The sequence below is a fragment of the Aneurinibacillus danicus genome (assembly GCF_007991215.1).
Lineage (GTDB): Bacteria > Bacillota > Bacilli > Aneurinibacillales > Aneurinibacillaceae > Aneurinibacillus > Aneurinibacillus danicus.
Genome location: NZ_BJXX01000091.1, coordinates 1 through 3,544, shown reverse-complemented (window position 1 = coordinate 3,544; position 3,544 = coordinate 1). Strand labels below are relative to the sequence as shown.

At 48.7% G+C, this 3,544-nt stretch carries 6 protein-coding genes; all 6 read right to left on the bottom strand.

Features of this window, described 5'->3' with window-relative positions; all coding sequences use genetic code 11:
* Window positions 1-82: 82 nt before the first annotated feature.
* A complete protein-coding gene (locus ADA01nite_RS10790; protein WP_146809977.1) occupies window positions 83-283 on the bottom strand; it encodes a cold-shock protein in 201 nt (66 codons plus the stop codon).
* 385 nt (window positions 284-668) lie between these two features.
* A complete protein-coding gene (locus ADA01nite_RS10785) occupies window positions 669-1,445 on the bottom strand; it encodes an IucA/IucC family C-terminal-domain containing protein (protein WP_146809976.1) in 777 nt (258 codons plus the stop codon).
* Window positions 1,446-1,546: 101 nt separating this feature from the next.
* Window positions 1,547-1,873, bottom strand: a complete 327-nt coding sequence (locus ADA01nite_RS10780) for a YnfA family protein (protein WP_146809975.1) — start codon at window positions 1,871-1,873, stop codon at window positions 1,547-1,549.
* A gap of 83 nt (window positions 1,874-1,956) precedes the next feature.
* Window positions 1,957-2,385, bottom strand: coding sequence for a DUF2935 domain-containing protein (locus tag ADA01nite_RS10775; RefSeq protein WP_146809974.1), 429 nt, complete (start codon window positions 2,383-2,385; stop codon window positions 1,957-1,959).
* Between the two features lie 92 nt (window positions 2,386-2,477).
* A complete protein-coding gene (locus tag ADA01nite_RS10770; RefSeq protein ID WP_146809973.1) occupies window positions 2,478-2,723 on the bottom strand; it encodes a hypothetical protein in 246 nt (81 codons plus the stop codon).
* Between the two features lie 20 nt (window positions 2,724-2,743).
* Complete coding sequence (locus ADA01nite_RS10765) at window positions 2,744-3,178, bottom strand: small multi-drug export protein (RefSeq protein WP_146809972.1); 435 nt, start codon at window positions 3,176-3,178, stop codon at window positions 2,744-2,746.
* Window positions 3,179-3,544 lie beyond the last annotated feature (366 nt).

Genomic DNA, 3,544 nt, shown 5'->3' with positions numbered 1-3,544 from the left:
GATTTTCACAGAAAAAAGGCTGCCGCACCATAATGCCGACAGCCTTTCATCCCGTGTATAAATGCTATAGTAAGAAAAAGTCTTACAGTTTTACCACGTTAGCAGCCTGCGGTCCGCGGTTGCCTTCTGTGATATCAAACTGTACGCGTTGGCCTTCTTCAAGCGTTTTGAATCCATCGCCAGTGATAGCGCTGAAATGAACGAACACATCGTTGCCGCCTTCAACTTGAATGAAGCCATACCCTTTTTCTGCATTAAACCATTTAACAGTACCTGTAGTCATGTATAGACCTCCAAAAAATTACTCTAATATGCGCCTTACTCATTTACCGAGGCAAAATAAAAAATTCGCATATTATCAGGGATTGCATTAACGAAAATATAATTCCTGATAACATGCGAATTATATGTTCTTGCTTCTATTGCTATTCCTAACTTATGAAGTAAGTATACCACACAAATCCAATGATAGCAAATAAGAAAAACTTGCGGGCGTTTTTCCTCGATTACATATGGAGGGAAAGCATATGCCGCTTTATCACCGTAAAGTGACATATGCTTTCCTATACCACAAAAAGCCCACTATTAAAACATGTCATTGACTCTTTCATGAATACGGAGGTCCGGGGGTTGCCGGGCATTATCCGGCCAGTCCCTCCTGTCGCATCCTATGCTCCAATAATCTTCTGCACGCGTTCCTCTTCCGACAACCCAGGACACGTATAGCAGTACCGACCTTCCGGCAGACAATAATTAAAACAGCATTTTTGACGCAGCCGCACGCTGGTTCCTTCTTCTTTCGGATGCGGGAAATACGCATATTCTTCCGCGAATGGATTTTGTTCCGCGCCTTCGAACCATTCCGTCGGCGCATCAGACGTCAAAAAATGAAAATCGTCACGAATACGCTGCCGCTCCGCTTCGGAAGTCGTCCCTTTCAGCCATAGTTCGTATCTATGATAGACGGCAAAAGATAAATGCGCCCATAACGTGCTCATCCCTACTCCCGTACGCTGAGCCACCGTTCGAAATACGGGTCCTACCGTTTCCGTAAAAAGACGGTATACATGCTCTTGCCGCCATCGTTCCCGGTCTTGCGGCGGGCATACGCTCGTCTGCGTATGCTTAATCCGTATGCGCCATTGCCTGTCTTCATCAAATCCAAACGAAAGATTTGCGAGTGAGAAATCAAAACTGCGCTGCAGCTGTGTGATACTATACAAAGCTGCCAGAGGCACCTGGCAATAGTAACGCTTCACAAACAAGGACCCGGTTACATAGGGTTTCGTCGCTCCGATGTATTCCCCGGTCTCCTTCAGCAATCTGTCCATGCCGAATGCCGTCAGCAAATCCGATCCCCTCACCGGAAAAACGGCCTCTTCTTCCGCTCCCAGGTATGTACGAAATTCCCGTGCCAGTGCTTTGCAAGCCGTCACTTCGTCCATAGAGCCTCTCCTTTCCGAAAAACAAATAATAATGATAATTACTATCAATTGTAACGGATCGTTTCGACTCTTGCAACGACTTTAGCACATTCACCATCCGTTTAGGAGCGCGGCGCCCAAAGCATAACCGACACCCCGATAAGGCATATCACACAGCCAAGCCAATCGTAGAAATCAGGCGTTTTCTTATCGATTCCCCACCCCCAGAGCACAGCCAAGATGATAAAGACTCCGCCATATGCCGCATATACGCGGCCAAAACTCGGAAAGGATTGCAACGTCGGAATTACACCGTATAACACAAGGATAAGGCTTCCGATAATGCCATACCAATAAGACGCCCCCTCGCGCAGCCACAGCCAGACCAAATACCCTCCGCCGATCTCGGCAATCCCGGCCAGCAAAAATAAAAGAATAGCTTGCGACAGATCAGCCTACCTCCCGTCTTCTATAACAAATCCCCTGTACCTTGCTATTCTAGCATAATACAGGGGGAATCCTTCGTAAAACGTTATCTTCTTGTATACAGAAGGGCTTCCGCAATTCCAATAAAATATTCCGATTCACGCCGAATGTGATTAAGCACCGTAATGGCGGTCGGATTGCTTTTCAATGGCTGGCTCTCTGTGCCCAATTGATTCAGAAGCAAGACGAACTGTCGGCTCTGCTCCAGCGCAAAACAGACCCATTGCATAATCTCGGCCTGCAGCGCCGGGCTAACATGGTGTCCGCTTCGCACGACCGCTTCAATATACCGCACAAACATTGCCTGCGTCTGCGACAGCGCCTGCTCCCATGCTCCCAATGCCTGCACGAAAGCCGGCTCCAGATTAGGTACAAGCGCGCGTATCACTTGCGTATGCTCTGCCTCCTGAAGTTTCCAGAACTCTCCTTCATCCAGGATGCGGAGCGGCATTTTCTCCCCGTAATAAAACTGCATCGGTTTTCCCCCTTTTCATGCGGATGCCATAGCCCAATCAGTGTATGTAGGCAATGCAAAAAGGGTGAAAAAGGGGATACGCCGTGATGAGTCTACAGATTCCAGAAAAACATGATGTGCGCAAACACGCCTACCACCAGCAGGAAATCTGCAATAGCCAACAAATACCGCTGCTTCCAAAGCGAGAGGGCAATCCCTGCAATCCCCAACAAAAACGCGGCCATTGCCGCATATACGGTAGGATACAGCGCTCCTCCAATATACGCCACCGTATACACGAGAATGCTTAAAAGCAGCAGAAGTTCAATCATTTGTATTGCTTTTGAGTTTGCAAACATACCACTTCGTCCTTTCCCGCTTAACCGAACGATGTAAGACTGAGAAGTCCAAATGCCACGGCCGCAGTTAGAATGATGCTCCACAGCACAATCCCGATGCTCATCCAGATGAAAAGCTTTACGGAGTCTGCCCCGGCCGAGACACCGATAGCCGCCCCAAGCGGCGCACCCGTAAGCAGCGGCGACGCAAGGCCTAGACCGATAACTCCGTATTTCTGCCAGATACGGGCCATCCGTCCCTGTTTCTTGTTTTTCCGCTCCATACGTCTTACGAGCCAGCTGCGCAGCGATTTTCCCAGAAAGATGACGATTGCCGCTGCGATGATAGAGCCTACCGCACTCGCTACGCCAATCGTTACCGGATGCAGCCTCAGGGCAAAACCCAGCGGAATGGCCGCCCACAGTTCAAGCACGCTCGTACCGATGACCGAAATGATTTTCATCCATTCTGCCATGCTCACTCTCTCCCGTTATTTTCATTCTTTTCACTATTGTTATACGGAAGCGATTGGTAATGGTTTCGCAACGTAAAATCTTCCAAAAGGAATTTACCTCAGGTCCTGTCCTGGACAAATCCCGGTGATGCCCATCTCCCTGGCGCTGTACTGCTTTTCGATTGATAATCATGCCTTTCCGGTTCAACCGGACCGTAGTCCGGCGGGAGCCGTAGAACGGATAATGGGTGTAGAGTTGGTTTACATGGATCCCATGCTCCGAAGAGAGTTGAGTCTTACATTCCGGGGTGTATCGTTTCCTTTTCTGCGCAGTTCCCCACCTTAATGTCTCCTTTCTTCGTGTCTAAATTCTTGGGTCCATTATAA

Excerpts from the sequence above, each read along its gene's own strand:
- ADA01nite_RS10790 (WP_146809977.1), bottom strand. The coding sequence starts at position 283 with ATGACTACAGGTACTGTTAAATGGTTTAATGCAGAAAAAGGGTATGGC.
- ADA01nite_RS10770 (WP_146809973.1), bottom strand. The coding sequence starts at position 2,723 with ATGTTTGCAAACTCAAAAGCAATACAAATGATTGAACTTCTGCTGCTT.
- ADA01nite_RS10775 (WP_146809974.1), bottom strand. The coding sequence starts at position 2,385 with ATGCAGTTTTATTACGGGGAGAAAATGCCGCTCCGCATCCTGGATGAA.
- ADA01nite_RS10765 (WP_146809972.1), bottom strand. The coding sequence starts at position 3,178 with ATGGCAGAATGGATGAAAATCATTTCGGTCATCGGTACGAGCGTGCTT.
- ADA01nite_RS10785 (WP_146809976.1), bottom strand. The coding sequence starts at position 1,445 with ATGGACGAAGTGACGGCTTGCAAAGCACTGGCACGGGAATTTCGTACA.